This is a genomic window from Peptoniphilus sp. GNH (assembly GCA_021307325.1).
Classification (GTDB): domain Bacteria; phylum Bacillota; class Clostridia; order Tissierellales; family Peptoniphilaceae; genus KA00134.
In genome coordinates, this window is sequence record CP089931.1 from 849,407 (window position 1) to 869,068 (window position 19,662).

The 19,662-nt window shown below is 35.2% G+C and carries 19 protein-coding genes; 8 read left to right on the forward strand and 11 right to left on the reverse strand.

What is annotated here, in order from left to right; genetic code table 11:
* Nucleotides 1-94: 94 nt before the first annotated feature.
* From LV469_04200 to LV469_04215, 4 genes are all read right to left on the reverse strand, one after another.
* Nucleotides 95-1,165: an alanine--glyoxylate aminotransferase family protein gene (locus LV469_04200; GenBank protein ID UHR03494.1), complete on the reverse strand. Its 1,071-nt coding sequence runs from the start codon at nt 1,163-1,165 to the stop codon at nt 95-97.
* 72 nt (nt 1,166-1,237) lie between these two features.
* Complete coding sequence (locus LV469_04205) at nt 1,238-1,717, reverse strand: thioesterase (protein UHR03495.1); 480 nt, start codon at nt 1,715-1,717, stop codon at nt 1,238-1,240.
* 154 nt (nt 1,718-1,871) lie between these two features.
* Nucleotides 1,872-3,029 (reverse strand): HAMP domain-containing histidine kinase, encoded by a 1,158-nt coding sequence (locus LV469_04210; GenBank protein ID UHR03496.1) that lies wholly within the window; start codon nt 3,027-3,029, stop codon nt 1,872-1,874.
* Nucleotides 3,029-3,721: a response regulator transcription factor gene (locus tag LV469_04215; protein ID UHR03497.1), complete on the reverse strand. Its 693-nt coding sequence runs from the start codon at nt 3,719-3,721 to the stop codon at nt 3,029-3,031. Before LV469_04215 ends, LV469_04210 begins: the two co-directional genes overlap by 1 nt.
* Nucleotides 3,722-3,832: 111 nt before the next feature.
* Here LV469_04215 and LV469_04220 point away from each other — a divergent pair, with 111 nt between their 5' ends.
* Nucleotides 3,833-4,738 (forward strand): YihY/virulence factor BrkB family protein, encoded by a 906-nt coding sequence (locus LV469_04220; GenBank protein ID UHR03498.1) that lies wholly within the window; start codon nt 3,833-3,835, stop codon nt 4,736-4,738.
* Here LV469_04220 and LV469_04225 read toward each other — a convergent pair.
* From LV469_04225 to LV469_04240, 4 genes are all read right to left on the reverse strand, one after another.
* The gene (locus tag LV469_04225; GenBank protein ID UHR03499.1) at nt 4,727-5,347 is read right to left on the reverse strand and encodes a ComF family protein; all 621 of its coding nucleotides are present in this window, start codon (nt 5,345-5,347) and stop codon (nt 4,727-4,729) included. The two genes, LV469_04220 and LV469_04225, sit on opposite strands and share 12 nt — an antisense overlap.
* The gene (locus LV469_04230) at nt 5,328-7,526 is read right to left on the reverse strand and encodes an ATP-dependent RecD-like DNA helicase (protein UHR03500.1); all 2,199 of its coding nucleotides are present in this window, start codon (nt 7,524-7,526) and stop codon (nt 5,328-5,330) included. The genes LV469_04225 and LV469_04230 overlap by 20 nt, the downstream gene beginning before the upstream one ends.
* Before the next feature lie 75 nt (nt 7,527-7,601).
* The gene (locus LV469_04235) at nt 7,602-8,120 is read right to left on the reverse strand and encodes an ImmA/IrrE family metallo-endopeptidase (protein ID UHR03501.1); all 519 of its coding nucleotides are present in this window, start codon (nt 8,118-8,120) and stop codon (nt 7,602-7,604) included.
* Complete coding sequence (locus tag LV469_04240; protein ID UHR03502.1) at nt 8,117-8,521, reverse strand: helix-turn-helix domain-containing protein; 405 nt, start codon at nt 8,519-8,521, stop codon at nt 8,117-8,119. Before LV469_04240 ends, LV469_04235 begins: the two co-directional genes overlap by 4 nt.
* A 1,107-nt stretch (nt 8,522-9,628) precedes the next feature.
* On the opposite strand from LV469_04240, the gene LV469_04245 reads away from it, so the two are divergent.
* The 5 genes from LV469_04245 (at nt 9,629) to LV469_04265 (ending at nt 14,695) form a co-directional block, all read left to right on the forward strand.
* Nucleotides 9,629-10,276 carry a ZinT/AdcA family metal-binding protein gene (locus LV469_04245; protein UHR03503.1) on the forward strand — a complete coding sequence of 216 codons (648 nt, stop codon included), beginning with the start codon at nt 9,629-9,631 and terminating at the stop codon, nt 10,274-10,276.
* A 68-nt stretch (nt 10,277-10,344) separates the two neighbouring features.
* A complete protein-coding gene (locus LV469_04250) occupies nt 10,345-11,649 on the forward strand; it encodes a zinc ABC transporter substrate-binding protein (protein ID UHR03504.1) in 1,305 nt (434 codons plus the stop codon).
* 258 nt (nt 11,650-11,907) lie between these two features.
* Entirely contained in the window at nt 11,908-13,218 is a 1,311-nt protein-coding gene (locus tag LV469_04255) for a zinc ABC transporter substrate-binding protein (protein UHR03505.1), read from the forward strand.
* 8 nt (nt 13,219-13,226) lie between these two features.
* Nucleotides 13,227-13,898 (forward strand): ATP-binding cassette domain-containing protein, encoded by a 672-nt coding sequence (locus LV469_04260; protein UHR03506.1) that lies wholly within the window; start codon nt 13,227-13,229, stop codon nt 13,896-13,898.
* Nucleotides 13,892-14,695: a metal ABC transporter permease gene (locus tag LV469_04265; GenBank protein ID UHR03507.1), complete on the forward strand. Its 804-nt coding sequence runs from the start codon at nt 13,892-13,894 to the stop codon at nt 14,693-14,695. Before LV469_04260 ends, LV469_04265 begins: the two co-directional genes overlap by 7 nt.
* A gap of 61 nt (nt 14,696-14,756) precedes the next feature.
* Here LV469_04265 and cadA read toward each other — a convergent pair whose 3' ends face one another.
* Nucleotides 14,757-16,643 (reverse strand): cadmium-translocating P-type ATPase, encoded by a 1,887-nt coding sequence (gene cadA, locus LV469_04270; protein UHR03508.1) that lies wholly within the window; start codon nt 16,641-16,643, stop codon nt 14,757-14,759.
* A 1-nt stretch (nt 16,644) separates the two neighbouring features.
* On the reverse strand, nt 16,645-16,860 hold the full coding sequence (locus LV469_04275; protein UHR03509.1) for a heavy-metal-associated domain-containing protein: 216 nt from the start codon (nt 16,858-16,860) through the stop codon (nt 16,645-16,647).
* Nucleotides 16,861-17,023: 163 nt separating this feature from the next.
* Between LV469_04275 and LV469_04280 the strand changes: the two genes are divergently transcribed.
* Complete coding sequence (locus LV469_04280) at nt 17,024-17,386, forward strand: metalloregulator ArsR/SmtB family transcription factor (GenBank protein ID UHR03510.1); 363 nt, start codon at nt 17,024-17,026, stop codon at nt 17,384-17,386.
* Between the two features lie 188 nt (nt 17,387-17,574).
* Here LV469_04280 and mnmH read toward each other — a convergent pair whose 3' ends face one another.
* The gene (gene mnmH / locus LV469_04285; GenBank protein ID UHR03511.1) at nt 17,575-18,594 is read right to left on the reverse strand and encodes a tRNA 2-selenouridine(34) synthase MnmH; all 1,020 of its coding nucleotides are present in this window, start codon (nt 18,592-18,594) and stop codon (nt 17,575-17,577) included.
* Between the two features lie 63 nt (nt 18,595-18,657).
* Here mnmH and selD point away from each other — a divergent pair, with 63 nt between their 5' ends.
* The gene (selD, locus tag LV469_04290; protein ID UHR03512.1) at nt 18,658-19,659 is read left to right on the forward strand and encodes a selenide, water dikinase SelD; all 1,002 of its coding nucleotides are present in this window, start codon (nt 18,658-18,660) and stop codon (nt 19,657-19,659) included.
* Nucleotides 19,660-19,662: the final 3 nt, after the last annotated feature.

Genomic DNA, 19,662 nt, shown 5'->3' on the forward strand with positions numbered 1-19,662 from the left:
ACCCTTTAGTATAATTGTCAACAATATTCCTAGTTTTTTTATAAAATTTTAGGGAGCCAAATTTACTATCAGCTCCCCCAAATTTTTATAAAGTTTATTTTAATTTTAAAATATCATTGATGTTATAAAAAAGTTCTTCCATATCTTCCATGCTTGTGTCACCCATATGACCGATTCTAAAAGTTATATCTTTTAAATCTGCATAGCCATTGGATATGAGCATACCTCTTTTTTCTAGCTCCTTGTTTAAATTTGCGATGTCGACATTTCTAGTATTTTTTACACAAGTTATTGTATTTGAACAAACTTCTTCTGCTGGAAATAGGTCAAAATATTTTTTCGCCCAAGCCCTGGTCGCCTTTGCCATGTCTTCATGCCTTTTGTATCTGTTTTCAATTCCCTCTTTGTTGAAAATATAATCAAGCTGATAGTCCAATGCCATCATGTGAGATACTGATGGAGTTGACGGATATTGGTAGTCATGATCTTTTGTGAATTTATAAAGAGCTAGAATATCAAAATACCATCCTCTAAATTCAACTTCTTTTGCCCTTTCAAGAGCCTTTTGGGAAACGCAGCACATAGAAAATCCCGGAGGTAGTCCCAGGCACTTTTGAGATGATGTCAAGACTAAGTCTGCGCCACATTTTGATACGTCAATTTTTACTCCGGCAGATGATGAAACTGTATCAGCTAAAAACAAGATATCGGGGAAATCTTTAGCCACTTCCCCCACTTCATAAATTGGATTCATAACTCCAGTAGAAGTCTCGTTATGGGTAATTGTAAATACATCATATTTGCCAGTTTTTAAAACTTCTCTTATGCGAAGAGGATCCACAGTCTTTCCCCATTCATTTTCAAAGATATCGCAGGCAACATTGTTAAATCTCGCCATGTCGTGCCATCTTCTGCCAAAAACTCCTGAAGAAAATACAGCCGCCCTTTTTTTGGTCAAAGACCTTATAGCACCTTCCATAAGTCCCGATCCGGATGATGTCGATAACAAAATTGCGTTGTCTGTGTTCCAAAGCTTTTGCAATTTTTCGGAAATATTTTTTTGCAATAAAGACGCATCACTTGTCCTGTGACTGATTATAGAAGATGCCATCACATCTAGGACATCTTTTCTTACAGAAACAGGCCCTGGTATAAATAGTTTCATAAAACTCACCCTTTTCAAAAATATAAGCCAATTATACAATATAAAATTTAAAAATTAAATTAGGCTTTTATATTACATATCATCCTTTACGGCTACGGCAACCATTTTTGCTCTGGCTCTTACAAGACCATCAGAAATCATTTCCATAGTAATTATTGCCTTTCTATCTGTGAGTTCTTCTAGAAAGGAGCTAACTAAAAGTTCCTTGTCTATCGGCAGGGGCTTTTTGAAATCAATTTCTAATCTGGCAGTTATAAATCTGCCTATGACTGTATTTTCATCATAGCTAAGTTTTTTCTTATTGTGGGCAAACCAAGCTGCAGAAGCTGTCCCATGGCAATCAAAAATCATGGCAATCATACCTCCGAAGAGATTATCTGGCACCCCGCCTGTATATCTTTTATCTGGTTTAAATTTGCAAATGCAGGTCTTGCCATCCTCGGATGGGTAAGATTTTAAATGCAAACCTTCTTCATTTTGGGGACCGCATCCCCAGCAGTGTTGGAATCTCTTTTTATATGTATCTTGTATAGCTATCTTTTTGTTTTGCATACCAATCAGTCCTTTCATTTAGGTTATATTTATTTTAATCATTATACCCAATAAATTGGTATTCATAGAATGTAAGTGTTACAAATTAAAAAGGGCTCCGAAAATCAGATTTGAAATCTAACTTTTGAAGTCCTTTTGTTAAATGTGCTTGTCTTTATTTTTTTAGTTTTATTTCAACTGTAAAAATTTCATCTTTTAAGCTCAGTTTAAAACTCCCTCCCAGAAGGTGAACCAGATTTTTAGTTATATAAAGTCCCAGACCTGAACCCATCGTGTTTCTAGATTTATCTATTTTCACAAAAGCATCTTGCAGATCTTCTTCTTTTATATCAAGTTTTTCTTTAGCTATATTGGATATGGAAAGTTCCAGTTCTCTTCCCGATTTTACCTTCACTTCTACATTGGTATTTTCCCTTGCATATTTATTTATATTGGACAGGAGATTTGATATTACTCTTGAAAGGAGATTGCCGTCAGTGTAGAGATAGATGTTTTCCTCGTCAGACTCATATTTTAATTCCAGTGATTTTTTTACAAATTGATCGTCAAAATCTCCATATATTTGCAAAAATAATTCATTGAATTCTATGAAATTTTTCTCGACCTTAACATTGCCACTAGCGGCCTTAGTAGCTTCCAACATATCCACTATGAGATTTTTTAGCCGCTGAGAGTTTCTTCCCAAAATTTTTATATAGGCCTTGGCTTCCTCATCCATCACCTCTTTTTTCTCCAATATGTCTGTATAATTTATTATTGAAGTTAGAGGCGTTTTTATGTCATGGGTTATATTTGTTATAAATGATACCCTGGCTCTTTCCATCTCTATTTTTTCTCTTAGATTTTCTTCAAAGCTTGCATCTATGGCATAAATCTTCTCCAACTTATACCTAGTGTTTTCTCTTGCAAGCGGCGAAATCTTCCCGAGTTTTTCTCCTCTTTCCAACCCGTCAATGGCCCTTTTCATAATCTGATCTTGTATATAAAAAGAACTCAGCTCATAGATAGATCTACTAAATAAGACAAGTAATAATGAGCTTGAAACCAGACTTAGCCCAAGTAAAATTGCAAGTGCCAAAAATATGATATTAGAATTTTTATAGCCTTCTTCTTTTATAAGCTTTAAAAAAGAAAAATCCTTTAGACCGTATTCACCAGCTCTGATTGTTATTAGTCCAATTATTATAAGGCTTGCAAAAATCCCCAAAAAATTAAAGATTCTAGTTATTACAAGTAAATCAAGCACTAAAAATTCTATATAGGACCTTGCTACAATCCCACTTAATGTTTTGTTTAACTCATTTTCTCTCATTAGAGGTCATCCGCCTTGTAGCCCATTCCATATATGGACTTTATTATGTCAGGCTTTTTAGGATTGATTTCAACCTTTTCTCTCAAATGAGACATATGAACAGAAATTATCTTTTTCACATCGTGAGCTTCTTCTTCCCAGACATTTTCATAAATTTCATTCGAGCTAAATACCTTGCCCTTGTTTTTACATAAGAGATATAAAATTTTGTATTCATATGGCGTCAAGTTGACCTCTTTTCCATCTACAAATACTTCTTTTGACTTGTCATTTATCTCAACTCCGGCAATTTTTATGGTATTGCTTTCTTGACTCGCAGCACCAAGACTTGTATATCTTCTTATCATTGACCCAACTCTTGCAATTAACTCTATGGCATTAAAGGGCTTTGTTATGTAATCATCCGCCCCCACATTTAAACCTATTATCTTGTCTGTAATCTCGCTTTTAGCTGACAAAATTATAAGAGGGATATTGTTTTTTTCTCTTATTTTCAATATTGTTGATATGCCATCCATCTTGGGCATCATAAGGTCTATTATAGCAAGGTGGATTTCTTCATTTTTTATTATTTCAAGAGCTTTAAGACCGTCATAGGCCTTGAAAACTTTATAGCCTTCTGCTTCTAAATATATAGAAATAGCTCTCACTATATCTTCTTCATCGTCGCATACTAATATATTGTAAGCCATTGTATCACCTCTATTAAATTTTACCATAGCTAAGTCATTTTACGGCTAGCTTTTCCATTTACTTTCAGCTTCTTAGTAGAATTTTAGACTTTATAATGATAAGATTAAAAAATGAAGTTAAAAAATTTTTATAAAAGAAATAAAGACAAAACCATATTTTACTTTTTTGACGATTTGATATCTAGAATTGTAAATCATAGAATTTCCCTTTTGGCATCAAGTCAAGTTTATTATATAGTGCTTTCAATCTTTCCATTTTTGATAGCACTTGTAAACATACTTGCCCTTGCAGATTTAAAGACTAAAATCCTAATTCCAAATCTGCCCACGGCCCTTCCTGATGATATTAAAAAAATTCTTTTAAATTTTGTCAGCGGTGTCGAGGCATCTTCTTCGCCCCTTCTATTGATTGCTTCCTCGGCTCTTGGTCTATGGTCTGCATCTAGGGGATTTATGTCCATTATGCAAAATATAAATACATCTTATAAATTGCCTCATAAAAGACAATTTTTTATATCTAAAATATTGTCATTTTTTATGGCTCTGGTGTGTCTAACCTTGTTTACCTTGGCTCTGTTTTTCATGGTTTTTGGCGGTAGCATTTTGAATCTCTTAGAAAATATTTTGAAGGTGGATATAAGTTTTGATTATCTTATTTTAAGGATAAACTCCTATTTAATCCCTCTGATCTTTATAGGTGTCATGGTCTATATAATTTATTATGCAAGCCCTAACATAAGAGATAAAAAGACTTTTCCGAAGAGGCTTTTCTTGCCAGGGACTCTTTTTGCTATTCTAGGATTTTTCATAACCAGTAGGGCCTTCTCTTATTATGTAGAATCCATCAGCAAGTTTTCAGTAACTTACGGTTCCCTGGGAGGTATCGTAGTGTTTTTGGTCTGGCTCTATTTGATGAATTTTATAATTCTAACCGGGGGCGAAATAAATGCCCACTTTTATTGTAAGTTTATAGGATCAGATAATGAATCATCTATTTTTGAAGATTTAATAAAATGAACCGGAGCAAGGAGCTACAAAAGCCACATCCTCTGCTCCTTTTTCTTTTAAGGCCCTCGCAGCTTCATCTGCCGTCGCCCCACTTGTCAAAATGTCATCTAGTATTATTACCTTCTTTTTACTCAGATCGCATCTGCATTCAAAGGCTTCTTTCAAATTTTTTCTTCTTTCGATATAACCCAAGTCAACCTGTCTTTTCGTGTCTTTGACCTTATAAAGAAGTTCAATACAATCTATATTTGTAAGAGCCTCGGCTCGCTTTCCCATCTCATAAGCTTGATTATAGCCTCTTGCTCTTAAATCTTTTCCCTTCATGGGTATTGGACATATATAATCATAATCTGTCAGTTGATTTTCTCTTATAATATCTGCTACTAAATCTCCCAGCCCCTTATAAAGATAGGTCTTATCCCTGAACTTGAAGTCTAAAATCATATCCCTAATGACCCCTTGATACTTATAAGCCACAAAAATTTTGTCCAAATATTCAAGATGCAAGTCTTTAATAATCTTTGCCTTTACCAAATGTTTTTGGCAGATTGGACAAAGATTGTATTTTAATTCAAGCTCACTTCCACACAAGTAGCACTTATTTTTTGAAAAAATCATATTTCTCCCTCGCCTCTAAAATTCTAAGCGCCAATGAAGAATACCTAAGTCTGGTCTTGTTGTTTTCGACCATCATCCTCAAATATTTTTGCTCACCCACAAGAACTACTAGCTTCGAAGCCCTAGTAACTGCCGTATAGATTAAATTTCTATTTGCCAAAATTGGCGGCACAAAAGTCATAGGAATAATAACAAGAGGATATTCGCTGCCCTGCGACTTGTGGATTGTTATGGCATACGAAAGGCTAAGCTCCTCTGCATCTTTTAGACTATATGTGGCAAGCTTATTCTCATCATATCTCACAACCAAGTAGCCCTCGTCAGAATTCACTTCTTCGACTATTCCAGTGTCCCCATTAAAAATCCCCTGCTCAAAATTTCCAGTAAATTCGACCTCGTACTCCAGCTGATAATTATTTTTCATCTGCATTACCCGATCGTCCTTTCTAAAAATCTGATCTCCAACCTTTAACTCGTCGCCATGTTTTTTTGGATTTAAAGCTTCTTGCAACAATTTGTTCAGATTGTGGACTCCTATAGGAGTTTTTTTTATGGGACTTAGCACTTGAATATCCTTTTTGGGATCTAAGCCATAATAATTTGGCAATCTCTCTGTTACCAAGTTCACTATTTCTCTACTTATGTTCTCCATTGAAGACTTATTTACAAAGAAAAAATCTCCTCCCCTTTCATTTAAAAAAGGCATTTTCCCCTCATTTATAAGATGGGCATTTTTTACTATAAGAGATTCCTTTTCCTGCCTAAAAATTTCGTCCAGATTCACACTAGATATGACACCCGACTTTATAATATCTCTTAGGACATTTCCAGCTCCCACAGAAGGAAGTTGGTCCTTGTCCCCCACCATTATAAGACCTGCCCCCTCTTTTAGGGCTGTCAAAAGAGTGTTAAAAAGAAGCAAGTCTACCATTGAAAATTCATCTATTATCACTACATCGGCATTCAGTTCTTCCAAGTCATCTGTGTAAAAATCCGAATGTATATCCAGAAGCTTGTGAATTGTTGAGGCCTTTCTGCCGGTGGATTCTTCCATTCTCTTTGCAGCCCGACCCGTTGGAGCTGCTAATGAAACCTTCTTACCCATGCTCTCTAAAATTTCAAGTATCGCCCTTAGAGTTGTCGTCTTGCCCGTTCCCGGTCCTCCAGTTATAAGACATACTTTCTTAGTAACAGCTTCTCTTATGGCTAGCTTTTGCTTTTTAGCAAATTTATGACTATCAGCCTCTATACTCTCTATTTTGGCATCTAACTCTAAGAGATTAAGCTCCCTATCACTACCATCCAAAAGACTTATAAGCTTGCCGGCAGCAAAATTTTCTGCCTTATATATTTTGGTGAAATAGATAGATTTTGAATCACCATCTTTTTTTATGAAAATCTCCCTGTCTAAAATCAGCCTCTCCATAGCCATTTCCAAGGCTTGATAAGATACAGAGATCATCTTGTTTATGCTTGATGTAACTGTGTCTTCTGGCAAAAAGCAGTGTCCTTCTAGAAGGGCCATTTTTAAAATGTATTTTATGCAAGATTTTATTCTCATCTCTGAATCTTTGGAAAACCCCATTTTCCGCGCAAGTTCATCTGCTTTTTTAAATCCAAATCCCCTTATATCCTCTGCCAACTTGTAGGGGTTTTCCTTCACTCTTTCAATCGAAAGGTTGCCATAAACTCTATAAATTTTATTGGCATCAGTTTGAGAAATGCCAAATTCTTCAAAAAACACAAAGGCATCTCTAAGCCCTTTTTGCTCTGCAAATGCCTCTTTTATCTTTTCTAGCTTTTTTTCGCCTATACCTTCAATTTCAAGTAACCGTCTGGGATTTTCTTCTAAAATCTTAAAAGTGTCCTCTTTGAATTTTTCCACAATCCTCTTGGCCATTCTTTTGCCCACAAAGGGAATATTTCCAGAAGCCAAATAGGCAATTATGGCATCTTGCTCCTCTGGCAAAACCTCTTCGATTTTATCAAAGGAAAACTGTTCTCCATACTTTTTGTGAAAAATGAAATCGCCATCTAACTTGTACTCTCTGCCTTCTTTTATGCCAATTGCACTTCCTGTGCAAGTGATGTCTGTGTCCTCTGTCAAAAGTTTGAAAACTATGTAGCCATTTTCTTCGTTATTAAAGAATATTTTGTCTATAATTCCCCTTATTTCCAATCTGAACCTCCAAGACAATTTTACCATAGAAAATCGTCCTCTAAAACAAAAGACCCCTGCCAAGCAAGGGTCCAATCACATATTCCTAAAAAAATTGCTGTCGGGGTTTTGGTCAAAATTCAACTTATAACCCATCCTCTGCATTTCATTGAGTTTAAAAATCATCATATTAACATTTACATTAAATATGCTAGCAAGTTGATTATAAGTGGCCCCCTCCCTTATTAATTTCATTATTTCATCCTCATCTAAAAGTAAGTGGGCGGCAAATATATTGGCCTCGGTCTCCATTTCAGTCCTTATGTCAAAAAGAGTATATTCTACAAAATCTTGATTTTCTGCAAGGCTCTGATGATAAAAATCATGACCCAACTCATGAGCAAACACCATCCTGCGAGTGATATAATCCATATCGGGATTATATATTACAAATCTAACACCATCGATGATTTTATACATCCCCAAAACCTTGGTGTTTTTAAGTGCAGGCAAAAGCACTACATCTCTTTGCTCTAAGATAATCTCCGGGTCATTAGTTTTTTCTTCTTCTATGAGATTTTTCACATCTTCATATATTCTACCCGTCTTTATCAATTGCCTTTTAATAACCTCTTTCTATTCGCAGTGATTTCCTTGGCCTTGAAAAAGGCTTCTTGGATTGCCAATAAAACTGCTTCCTTATCTCCTTCTGAAATATCCCCTCCAGCAAATAAAGCACTGGCATTTTTTATCAAATCTTCCGCCTGATCTATGCTAGCTTCGCCATGTCTTTCGTTTACTTCCAAAATAAATTCGCTAGAAGAATCCATCAAATCCAAAAGATCCACATTAAAAACATCAGCCATATTTAAATATGTTTCCCTTCTAGCTGGGTGTCTTTCTCCTAATTCGTATCCCTTATAGGCTCTTAGAGACACACCCACAAGCTTTGCAGCCTCCGGCTGAGTCCAACCTCTCTCCTTTCTGAGAGCTCTTAACTTATCTTTAAATTCCATTTTTATACTTCATCCTCTCATAATTTTAACTTAGTGCTATCTTTGACACGATTATACTTTTTGCTTGCACTTTTGTCAAGTGCATCTCACCTTCTATCTTTGAGAGATAATCAAATTATTTAATTTATACTTTTGCATTTTTTATTCGCAAAACAAATTTTATTAATCGTTGAATTTATAATAATGTCTTATCAAAAATACATCTGCAACAAAAAACGGCGTCCGAAGACGCCATCATTTTTTGGAAGTTATGAATTAAAAAAATATTTCTGATGTCTAGCAAATAGAAAATTTAATTTCCTCAATAAGACCTTCAGATCAAGAAGCTTTAATATCAGTTCAATGAAATAAAAATATAAATACTTTAATCAAAGGACCGACTATAAGGATATCCTGCCTATTCTAAAATAGATTGCCGAGGCAAGTTGCTTATAAAAATAAAAAGGCTTCATGCCAAATCGGTTGGAAATAGTCCCTTCCAAATTGGCAATTATATTATATACGATTTGATATTATTTATCAACTTTATTTTTATTAAAATTCTCTTCTCTATTTTTCTTTTGCATTTTTATCTATCGACTTCTTACAATTATCCTTTTATTCTATAATTTTATCCTTTTATTCTGTAATTTTTCCTTACAAATTTTTATGCCGTTCTTTTATTTTTTCTTATAAAATTTTTTTACTTTGTTTATTTTATTATTTAAAAGCAGCAACTTATTGTTGCAATTTAGATTATGAAATTTTTTAATATCTTATTTCATCATTTTTCAAACAAATCTTCTCATTTAACTGTTTGCATCTACTTTATTTATTTACAAATATTAATTTTATAATTTCTCATTTAATCAATCATTTAATCGCAAAAATTGTTATTAAATAAACTTTTAATTGACACGTTTTATCATCTATGCTACATTATTATTGATTACAAAGGTCAAGTGTTTTTGGCAATTATATTTTATGCAGTTTCTTATTTTATGCAGTTTCTTAATCGTGATTTTTCAAAAGATTAAACTCTTTTAATTTTTTTATGTTTTCATGTTTATGCGAACCTCTTCTTTTATAATTGCCTCTAACTCTGACTAAATTTTAGGAGGATAAAAAATGAAAAAAACAAAACTTTTATCAATAGTAGGACTTATGTCTTGCTCTCTTTTACTTTTTGCTTGTGGCAAAAATGAAAACAAGCCAGCAAATGCAAATAAGGAAAATACAAAAGTAGAAGAAAAAGCAGAAGAAAAACCAGAAGCTGAAGCAGTTTCTCTTGCAGACTGGGAAGGCGAATGGAATAACATGGGCGGTTACTTAGACCGTGAAGAAGTACAAGGTGCTTTCAAGACTCTTGCTGAAAAAGAAAAAACTGATGAAGCAACTGCTAAAGCTGCTTATCTAGAAAAGAGAGCTTGCGAATTTGACGGTTTAAAGATTGAAGGAGATAAAATCACTTTCCTTTCAACTTTCCCATCAGAAAGTGGAGATGTTAAGGGTGAAGGTACTTACAAGTTCGTTGAAGCTAAGGAAGTTCCACATGGAAATATGACTCTTTCTTGGAATGTTTTCGAAGCTGAAGGAGACGGTGCTCCTTACAAATACCTTCTTATGATGCCTATCCATGGCGAAGAAGCTCTTACTCACTTCCATATGCGTTACGGAAATGATAAAGACGAACTTTTGGCTAAAGAAGGTTGGTTCCCAACATTTGTAAAACCTACATCAACAAATGACCAAATTATTGACGAAATAACAGAATAAAATAATTTTGATTGATAATTTTTAAAGGACAGGTTTTACCCTGTCCTTTATTTTTATAAGGAGAAAAGATGAATCTTAAAAAATGTTTACTAACAATCTTTCTTTGTCTTTTTGCTCTTACTGGTTGTGGATCAGAGTCTGCCGATAGTGACAAGCCTCTTGTATACACCTCCTTTTTCCCCGTTCACGACATGGTTTCTATGATAGCTGGCGATACTTTAAATGTTAAATCTTTTATGCCTCTGGATAAGGAACCCCATTTATGGGAGCCATCTGCTAAGGATATGAAGAGACTTTCCAAGGCGGATTTGCTAGTTGTAAATGGTGCAAATATGGAGCCTTGGCTGGATACTGTAAAAGAAAATCTACCAAATTTGGATATTTTGACCTTGTCCGATTCAGTAGATCTCATAACTTATAAGGGAGCTGCTGCCATAGGTGATTTTCAATATATGGCAAGGCTAGATTTGGATAAGGGCGTACACGAGATTGAGTTTGGTCACACTCACGAAAATCTCATGAGGGTCTGCTTTTTCAAAGACGATGGTTCAGATTTAAAGAACCTTGTTGCCAAGGGCAAGAAGATGATGGAACAAAAAGGAAAGCTAATTGCTCAGAATGAAACTTTTGATGTAGAGGAAGGCATAGTTTATGGAATTGAGATGGGTCACGAATCCGGCCAAGTCTTTTACAATATAAAAGATAGTGGAAAGTGGATTTTTATAAGTGACAGAATTTCTGAAAATCTCTTGCCCTACAATTTGCTTTCTAAAAAAAATAACTTACTTGCTGACGAGGGCAGACTAACTCCCCTTATGGAAGGTTCTTCTTCTGGTCTTGACAAGTTCACATATGACCCCCACTCTTGGCTTTCTGTTGTAAATGCTAAAAAGTATTTGAATGCCATCCAAGATAAGCTTATTGAAAAATATCCTAAAAATGCCAGATTATATAAAAAAAATAAGTTAAAGTACGTGGACAAGCTCACAGATCTTGATGCAATTTATAATGAGAAATTTAAAAAATTAAAAAAACGAGACTTTTTGGTGGTTCACTATGCTTATGCCTATCTGGCAAGAGATTTTGGCTTGGTTCAATACCCTCTTCAGGGCTTGACTTCAGTCGAAAGTCCCAGCTTGAAAACTATAAAAAAAGCAATTGATTTTGCCAATGTAAAAGGAATAAAAACCGTGTTTTATGAATATGGCAAGCCTGCTAAGGAAGCCCAAGCTCTAGCTGAAGAAATAGGAGGACAAATTTCTCCTCTAGCTTCTATGGAATATGTGACAGCTGAGCAAAAGAAAAATAAAATGGGTTATATCGAGCTTATGGAGATGAATATTAAAAATCTTTATGATTCTTTGGCAGAGTAATTTTATTTTTAATGTATTTTTATAAATTGCTTTACAAAATCCCTTCCACTTATTAAATTCATTTTTAATTGTGTAATTTGCTTATTTGTGTTAAATTTAGCATGTTTATTTATATGTTTGTGCTTTGATTTATTTTATAACTTATGGACTCTATTTTATGAGCTAAAAATTGTCCCTAGGCTTTAAAATCGAGGCTCAAATATTGTAGTTTGAAGCCGGTTCTTATCTTATCCGGCATTTTAAGGAGATTTTGTAAAGATGAAGAAAAAATTTTTTAAAGTATTATTTCTTATTTGTGTAGGTCTTGTATTTCTTACAGGATGCGGTGAAAATTCTGGCTCAAAAAAGGATGGCAAACCCATAGTTTATACTTCCTTTTTCCCCATATATGATATGGTTTCAACAGTCGCTGGGGATAAGCTTGATGTGAGATCTTTTATGCCCTTAGATAAGGAAGCCCATCTTTGGGAGCCATCTGCTAAGGATATGAAAGATTTAGATGGTGCCGATTTGTTTATTATAAATGGCGCCAATATGGAAACATGGATTGATTCTATAAAGGAAAATTTGCCAAATTTAGATATCCTAACTCTTTCTGATTCTGTTAAGCTAATTAGTCATAGCGGCGCAGCTGAACCAGGCGATTTTCAATACATGGCAAGGCTAGACTTAAAACCTGCTAGCTATACTATGGAGTTTGGACACACTCATGAGCACAAACTCAGAGGAGTATTTTTCAAAGATGATGGTTCAGATTTAAAGGCTCTAAGTGCTAAGGCTCATGAACTTATGAAAAATGAACCTAAAAATATCAAGGCCATGTCTACTTTTGATGTAGAAGATGGGGCCTTGTATGAGTTTGAAATGCAACATAATGACAATGTAATCACCTTTAATATAAAGGATGGCGGCAAATGGATTTTTGCAAGCGACAGAGTCTCTAGCGACTATCTCCCCTATGTCTTAGTATCTGAAAATGGCCAAGCTCTTGCAAAAGAAAATAGACTTGATGTCTTGTTCGAAGAAAGTAAATCCAAAACTAAGGTATATGATCCCCATTCATGGATTTCTCTTCGCAATGCAAAGCACTATTTTGAAGCTATACAAAATAAGCTGAGCGAAAAATATCCTGAAAACGAAAAATATTTTAAGGAAAATGCATCAAAGGCCATAGCAAGACTTGACGAGTTAGAAAAAACTTACAAAGAAAAATTTAGAGATGTTAAAAATCGTGATTTCGTAATTGTTCATGGTTCTTTTGCCTACGTTGCAAGAGATTTCGATTTGATACAACATCCACTCCAAGAACTTACTTCACTTGAAAGCCCGAGCCTAAATGCAGTCAAAACAGCTATAGATTTTGCCAAGAAAAAGAATATTACTACCGTATTTTATGAATATGGACATTCAAGCAAAGAGGCCCAAGCCTTGGCTGAGGAAATTGGCGGGAAAATTTCGCCTTTGGCTTCTATGGAATTTGTAAATGATAAAGAAGAGAAATCCCATATGGGATATATAGACCTTATGGAAATGAATATGAAGAATCTCTACGATTCTTTTGTAAATTGAGGTGAATAATGATTGATATATCAATAAAAGACCTAAACTTTGGCTACACCGAAGATTTGGTCATCCGGGAATGCAACTTGGAAATTGAAAAGGGTGATTTGGCTCTTATACTTGGTGGTAATGGGTCTGGTAAATCTACTCTTTTAAAGCTCATCTTGGGAGAATTGACTCCCAAGACGGGCAAGGTTGAAATTTTGGGTAAAGAAATTTCAACTTATAAATCTTATAAGGCGATTGGCTATGTCCCCCAAATAAATATAGTCAATAAAATCGCTTTCCCTATCACATGTCTTGAGCTTGTGACTTTGAATCTCTATGAAGATTTTGGCCTAGTGAAAATTCCTAAGAAAAAACACTATGAAAAAGCCAGACAAATGCTTATTGATATGGATATGGAAAAATATATAAATTATCCAGTAAACGAACTTTCTGGTGGTCTTCAACAAAGAGCTATGATTTCTAGAGCGCTTATAAATAATCCAGAAATTTTAATTCTTGATGAGCCCACCGCAGGAGTCGACAAAGATAATAAGGAAAAGTTTTTAGAAAAAATTAATATACTAAACAAAGAAAAGAAAATAACTGTTGTAATGGTTACTCACGAGCTAAAAGAAATCGAAAACTTGCTTGATGTCACCAAGCAATATAGGATTGTTGATGGGAGGATGAGCCAATGTTAGAATTTGCTTTTATGCGCAAGGCCCTCCTTGCTGGGTTTATGCTTTCAATAATGATACCTATGATTGGTATAGTCATGGTTAATAGAAAAACTTCCATGATTGGCGATGCCCTATCGCACACAGCCCTTACTGGCGTTGGATTGGGTCTTATCTTGGGTTTTGATCCCCTTATAGGATCTGCCATAATATGTATTATCGCCGCGTTCTTAATAGAACTTATAAGAAAAAAATTCCCTCAATATGGGGACATGGCAACAGCTGTGATTATGTCAACTGGTTTGGGTCTTGCTTCTATACTTTCAGACTTCGCACCAGGTGGCAATTCCTTAGAATCTTATCTCTTTGGTTCTATTTCCTCTGTAACCGACAGAGACTGCATTAATATCGCCATAATCTTTATTCTTATAGTGCTTACTTCTGTATTTAGATATTCGGGACTTTTGGCAATTTCAATTGATTCAAACTTGGCCCGCCTATCCGGGATAAAGGTGAGAGCCTTGAACAATCTTTTCACTTTGTTATCAGCAATTACAATAGCTCTAGCTGTGAAAATTGTCGGAGCTCTTATGGTTACATCACTTGTTGTTTTACCAGTGGCCACCTCTCTTATAGTGGCAAGATCCTACAAGCAAACCTATTTTCTTACAGTTGCTCTGGGAGTGCTATATATGATGGTAGGAATAATAAGCTCTTATCATTTTGATATAAAGCCTGGTGGAGCCATAGTAGTAAATGCAGTGCTTGGCATGTTAATTTTTGCAGCTCTTAGTAAATTAAAAAAGAAATCTGCTAAATAAAATAAAAAGCCGGTCTAAGAAATACTTAGACCGACTTTTTATTTTAAATTTTAAATAATTTTTAAACATTTTTTGTAAACATAACTCTTATAGCATTCAAAACAGCTATTACCATGACTCCCACATCTGCAAATATCGCTATCCACATATTAGCAAGACCCAGAGCGCCTAAAACCAAACAGATGAGTTTGATTCCTATGGCTAGGACTATGTTCTGATATACTATTCTAATGCATTTTTTGGCTATCTTGATGGCCTTTGATAGCTTCAGAGGGTCATCATCCATAAGCACTAGGTCAGCAGCCTCTATGGCGGCATCAGAGCCCATGGCCCCCATGGCAACTCCTACATCGGCTCTTCTCAAGACTGGAGCATCATTAATTCCGTCTCCTGCAAATATAAGACTTCCTTGATTGCCCTTTTCTTTAAAAAGATCCTCAACCTTTTCTACCTTGTCCGCAGGTAAAAGCTCTGAATATATTCTATCGAGTTTCAATTCATTTGCTACATTTTCAGCTACTTTCTTTCCATCTCCAGTAAGCATTATGGTAGTTTTGATTCCCAAGCCTTTTAACTCCTCTATTGCCTTTTTGGAATTTTTCTTTATAGTATCTGCTATTACTATATGTCCGAAATATTCGCCATCTATTCCTATGTGAATAATAGTTCCAATAGATCTGCATTTTTTATATTCTATGCCAAGTTCTTCCATCAGCTTGTCATTTCCTATGGCAATTAATTTATCATCTACATTTGCCAAGATGCCATTTCCGGAAATTTCTTTTATATTTGAAACTCTGGACATGTCAATTCTCTTGCCATAAGCTTCCTTGATGCTCTTAGCTATGGGGTGACTAGATGCTATCTCAGCATGGGCAGCATATTCCAAGAGTTTGGAGTCTTCAATTTTGCTATGATGCACTCCTGTGACCTCAAAGACACCTCTTGTGAGGGTTCCTGTCTTGTCAAATACTACATACGAGGCTTTAGAAAGAGTCTCTAAATAATTGGCCCCTTTTATCAGTATACCTTCCTTGCTCGCTCCACCAATGCCTGCAAAAAAGCTCAAAGGAATTGATACGACAAGGGCACATGGGCAGGATATTACCAAGAAAGTAAGGGCCCTATAAATCCAAACCTCAAAATCGGGGCTTGTATTCAAAGCAAAATGCCTTATAAGCGGTGGCAAAATAGCCAAGGCTAGAGCCGAAAAGCAAACAGCTGGTGTGTATATTTTCGCAAATTTTGAAATAAAATCTTCTGACTTGGATTTTCTATCCGTAGACTCCTCAACCAACTCTAAAATTTTAGAAACTGTCGATTCGCCAAATTCTTTTATAGTCTCAACCTTAATAAGACCTGTCATATTTACAGATCCAGAATAAATTGTCTCTCCTACCCAAACTTCTCTTGGAAGAGATTCTCCCGTCAAAGCACTTGTATTTAGGGTAGATTCCCCCTCGATAACAATGCCATCTATCGGCACTTTTTCTCCAGGTTTCACAATTATTATGCTGCCAATTTCGACTTCGTCCGGATCTACTTGAACTATCTCATCGTTTTTTTCTATGTTGGCATAGTCAGGTCTAATATTCATCAAATCAGCTATATTGGACCTAGACCTTTCAACGGCTATGGCTTGGAAGAGTTCTCCGATTTGATAAAATAACATAACCGCTATGGCTTCGTTATAGTCTCCCGATCTTTCATAAATAGCCAAGGAAATAGCACCAACAGTTGCAATTGTCATAAGAAAATTTTCATCAAATATTTGCCCATTCTTAATTCCAAGAAGAGCCTTACGCAAAATATCATGAGATATTATGAGATAAATTCCCATAAAAACAAGTCCCTTTAGAATTGGATTTACGTGAACAAAATTAAATATGATTGTAAGAATAGCACTTACAGCTATCCTTGCAATCATTATCTTATGCTTTTTTTTCATATCAATTCAAGACAAAATCAGGTTCAATCTTCTTAGCAAGTTTTACTATCTCATCCAATTTTAACTTGACATCCACTCCTTCTGCATAAGTTACTGTGAGTTTTTGAAGCATGAAATTTATCTTAGCTGCCTCAACTCCTTCAATCTTTTCTACAGCGTCCTGAATCTTGTTTGCACAATTAGCACAATCAACTTCAATTTTATAAACTTTTTTCATCACAATCCTCCTAAAATATAAAAATAATCTAATCGTTTTTCGATTAAGTAATCGTTTAATCTTTAATATTAATATACCACCTCATTTAGCCTATGTCAACATTAAAAAAGTTTTTAATTTTAATTTAGTGCAAATTAAGATATAATGACAAAGGTGATTAATTATGGAAAACTTTAAGCTGCCCCATAATCATGGGAACAATACAGAAGTAGATATAATAAAAAAAGATATAGATGATATAGCGAAATTCGAAGAAGTTGCCAATGTATTCAAGCAACTCTCAGACGCATCTAGAATTAGAATATTTTGGCTTCTCTGTCACAGAGAAGAATGTGTAATAAATATATCCGAGTTTGTGGCTATGTCGAGCCCTGCAGTAAGCCATCATTTGAGAAGTTTAAAAGAAAGTGGCCTTATAAAGAGCAGAAGATTTGGTAAAGAAGTTTATTATAGCGTCGCAGAAAATGATGCTGCAAATGTCCTTCACAAAGCTATAGAAGATATTATGGATATAACTTGCCCATGATTTTAATTAAAGAGATATGTTTTTCATATCTCTTTTTTTTATACATTTTTAAAACTTATAAATTTGGGCATGCTATAATGCTTCAAAATTATTTAAAAACCTCTATAATTATTTTCCAATTTCTCATTTTTTGTATTAGTTCTTATTACAAATCCAACATAAAAATAAAAGTCCGCTTTGAGATGCTTTTATTTTAGGATATTAAGTATTGTGTCACAGGATTTTTTAATATCTTCACTAAAAACTTTATAAAAAATTTTGTCCTTATTTATAGAGTAATTGGCGTCATAGTATTTTATTATCAAGTCTTTAATTATAAAATCGAAGTTTTCTTCATCCACCATCTTCAAATAATTTTCGTATCTCTTGGCACTTATATATCTCTTTAAATTTTCAAATGCCGAGATAATTTCTTCTTTTTTCTCCAAGCCATAGTCACTTAAATAGTCTGATTTAATTCTCTCTATTCTTCTTTCAATTGTGTCCTCGATTAAAAAAACTTTATCCGTCTGTGCCATAGCCTTTATAAGTTTTGCAGGAAGATTTATGCTTCCTATGCGTGAGGACTCTCCTTCTACAAAGATCGGACCTTGTTTAAAACTTTTAAAGCTTTCCATAAGCTCCGACTCAAAGGTCTTTTGAGAAGGCTGTGGTCCCATGCCAACTCCACCAAAGAGGGAACCTCTGTGTTTTGCAAGCCCTTCAAGGTCAAGGACATTCTCACCTCGCTTCCTTAACTCTTTTAAAATTTCCGTCTTGCCACAGCCAGTGTAGCCTTTAAGGACCACATACTTGTAATCCTCAAGGGTGTCCATAAAGTTAAGTACATATTTTCTATATGCCTTGTATCCGTAATTTAACTTGTAGACATTGTGTCCCAAGGTCTTTAAGAGATTAAAAAGTGCAGTGGAACGAAAACCTCCCCTGGAACAAAAGATGACAACTTCATGTTCTTCTTCCATTTGGGAAATGCGCCTATAATAATCAGTAAGCTTAGGCGCAAAAAACTCCACACCTTTTTCCTTTGCTCCCTTTACATCTCCTGACACATAGAGAGTACCTACAATTTTTCTCTCCTCATTTGAAAGTAGAGGCATGGATATTGCCCCTAAAATTGTCCCGTCTTCAAACTCTCCTTCACTTCGCAAGTCAATAAAGAGAGGATTTTTAAATTTTAAAATTTCTTCATAATCTGTCGCTTTAAACATAGCTTTATTATAGTTGTTTTAAAAAATTTTTTAAAGTGTTATAGTGAGTGTAGAGGTGAAACGATGAAGCTTCAAGTATGCGGAGGTTGTAATGCAAAAATTTCAGCCTCCTCTTTAAAAGCAACTTTAGACATATTGGAAGTATTTAAGAGAAAGGAAGTCTTGGAAGGCTTTGCAAAAAATGACGATGCCGCCATTATAAAATTAAGTGACGATATAGCAGTGGCACTTACCTGCGACTTCTTTCCTCCAATGGTAGAAGACCCTTTTGCCTTTGGAGAAATTGCAGCGGCAAATGCCCTGTCAGATATTTATGCCATGGGTGGCGAGCCTGTGGCGGCACTTAACTTAGTCTGCTTTCCAGAAGAGGAAGACAGAATTATTTTGGAAGAAATATTAAAGGGTGGTGCTGCAAAACTTAAAGAGGCCCAGTGTAGCTTGGTGGGCGGCCATTCCATTCACGACCCTAGGATAAAATATGGACTCTGTGTCATGGGAACTTTAAATCCGAAAAAAATTTACAACAATAGCTCCTCAAAAGTGGGCGACAAATTAATACTTACAAAGCCCCTGGGAGTGTCCCTACTCTCATCTGCAAGAACTGTGGGTGAATGTGAGGATAAATATTTTGAAGGCGCAGTGGAGTCCATGAGAACTTTAAACAAGTATGCCTGCGAAATACTTAAAAAGTACAAAGTAAATGCCATGACTGATGTGACAGGCTTTGGCCTTATAGGTCACTTGAGTGAAATGGTCTCAGACACAGCTGTGATTTATTCAAAAAATTTAAAAATACTTCCCGGTGCCAAGGAGGCTGCAGAGGAATTTCTCTTTACTGCAGGAGGCCAGCGCAACAGAAAGTCTTATGCCAATTTGGTGGACTTTGAAATCCAGGACTTTGCCTTGGAAGAAGTCCTTTTCGATCCCCAAACATCTGGAGGTATTTTGGCGGCAGTTGCAGAAGATGGAGAAAAAATTTTGGAAGAGTTGAAACGTGCAGGAATTCCCGCAGCAATTGTTGGAGAAATAATTCCCGCTCAAGATAAAAAAATAATAGTGAGGTAAAAA

Bases quoted from the DNA above. Each gene is read 5' to 3' on its own strand.
- LV469_04200 (UHR03494.1), bottom strand. From the start codon at position 1,165: ATGAAACTATTTATACCAGGGCCTGTTTCTGTAAGAAAAGATGTCCTA.
- LV469_04205 (UHR03495.1), bottom strand. From the start codon at position 1,717: ATGCAAAACAAAAAGATAGCTATACAAGATACATATAAAAAGAGATTC.
- LV469_04210 (UHR03496.1), bottom strand. From the start codon at position 3,029: ATGAGAGAAAATGAGTTAAACAAAACATTAAGTGGGATTGTAGCAAGG.
- LV469_04215 (UHR03497.1), bottom strand. From the start codon at position 3,721: ATGGCTTACAATATATTAGTATGCGACGATGAAGAAGATATAGTGAGA.
- LV469_04220 (UHR03498.1), top strand. From the start codon at position 3,833: ATGAAGTTAAAAAATTTTTATAAAAGAAATAAAGACAAAACCATATTT.
- LV469_04225 (UHR03499.1), bottom strand. From the start codon at position 5,347: ATGATTTTTTCAAAAAATAAGTGCTACTTGTGTGGAAGTGAGCTTGAA.
- LV469_04240 (UHR03502.1), bottom strand. From the start codon at position 8,521: ATGGAATTTAAAGATAAGTTAAGAGCTCTCAGAAAGGAGAGAGGTTGG.
- LV469_04245 (UHR03503.1), top strand. From the start codon at position 9,629: ATGAAAAAAACAAAACTTTTATCAATAGTAGGACTTATGTCTTGCTCT.
- LV469_04250 (UHR03504.1), top strand. From the start codon at position 10,345: ATGAATCTTAAAAAATGTTTACTAACAATCTTTCTTTGTCTTTTTGCT.
- LV469_04255 (UHR03505.1), top strand. From the start codon at position 11,908: ATGAAGAAAAAATTTTTTAAAGTATTATTTCTTATTTGTGTAGGTCTT.
- LV469_04260 (UHR03506.1), top strand. From the start codon at position 13,227: ATGATTGATATATCAATAAAAGACCTAAACTTTGGCTACACCGAAGAT.
- LV469_04265 (UHR03507.1), top strand. From the start codon at position 13,892: ATGTTAGAATTTGCTTTTATGCGCAAGGCCCTCCTTGCTGGGTTTATG.
- cadA (UHR03508.1), bottom strand. From the start codon at position 16,643: ATGAAAAAAAAGCATAAGATAATGATTGCAAGGATAGCTGTAAGTGCT.
- LV469_04275 (UHR03509.1), bottom strand. From the start codon at position 16,860: ATGAAAAAAGTTTATAAAATTGAAGTTGATTGTGCTAATTGTGCAAAC.
- LV469_04280 (UHR03510.1), top strand. From the start codon at position 17,024: ATGGAAAACTTTAAGCTGCCCCATAATCATGGGAACAATACAGAAGTA.
- mnmH (UHR03511.1), bottom strand. From the start codon at position 18,594: ATGTTTAAAGCGACAGATTATGAAGAAATTTTAAAATTTAAAAATCCT.
- selD (UHR03512.1), top strand. From the start codon at position 18,658: ATGAAGCTTCAAGTATGCGGAGGTTGTAATGCAAAAATTTCAGCCTCC.